Genomic DNA, 993 nt, shown 5'->3' with positions numbered 1-993 from the left:
AAACGACTATGTCTAACTTCAACAGTGCTGATATCGCTGCTTTCAAGGATGTATGGGTGTTCTGCGAGCAGCGCGAGGGCAAGCTGATGCCCACCGATTTTGAGCTGATCTCCAAGGGCCGCGACCTGGCCAACGAGCTGGGCGTGAACCTGTGCGGTTTGCTGCTGGGCGGCGAGGGCATCGAGAACGTCGCCAAGGAGCTGGGCGGCTACGGCGCCGACAAGGTGATCGTGTGCGAGCATCCCCTCCTGGCCACCTACACCACCGACGCCTATGCGAAGGTGATCTGCGACGTGATCGAGGACCTCAAGCCCGAGGCCTTCCTGATCGGCGCCACCAACATCGGCCGTGACCTGGGCCCCCGCTGCGCGGCCCGTCTGCACACCGGCCTGTGCGCTGACTGCACCCACCTGGACGTGGATGTGGCCAATTACATCCAGTTCCTGCGTGAGTCCTCCACTCTGGACGTGGACAACACCAAGTGGGACATGGAGGACCGGAACCTGAAGATGACCCGTCCCGCATTCGGCGGTCACCTGATGGCCACCATTATCTGCCCTCGCTTCCGCCCCTGCATGGCGACGGTGCGTCCCGGTGTTATGAAGAAGAACGCCTTCGATCAGGCCAAGGCGGACGCCTGCGAGATCGTCAAGCCCGCTTTCGAGCTGAGCGAGAGCGACATCCACACCGAGGTCACCGAGGTGGTGAAGGCCGCCAAGAAGCTGGTGGATCTGATCGGTGCCGATTACATCGTATCCGTTGGCCGCGGCATCAGCAAGGATGTCGAGGGCGGCATCAAGCTGGCTGAGGAGCTGGCTGAGGTGCTGGGCGGCGTCGTGGGCGGTTCCCGTGCCACCATCGACAGCGGCTGGCTCTCTGCCGACCACCAGGTCGGCCAGACCGGCAAGACCGTGCACCCCAAGGTGTACATCGCACTGGGCATCTCCGGCGCCATCCAGCACAAGGCCGGCATGCAGGATTCCGAGTGCATCA

Annotated in this window: 1 protein-coding gene; it reads left to right on the top strand. The window is 63.0% G+C overall.

The features are described from left to right. Positions 1-8 precede the first annotated feature (8 nt). Positions 9-993 (top strand): acryloyl-CoA reductase electron transfer subunit beta (gene acrA / locus QZL67_RS01000; protein ID WP_292919611.1); only part of this gene is annotated, 985 nt, incomplete at its 3' end.

The organism is Oscillibacter sp. CAG:155 (assembly GCA_000436875.1).
Classification (GTDB): Bacteria; Bacillota; Clostridia; order Oscillospirales; family Oscillospiraceae; genus Oscillibacter.
This window is presented reverse-complemented; position numbering and strand designations above follow the sequence as displayed.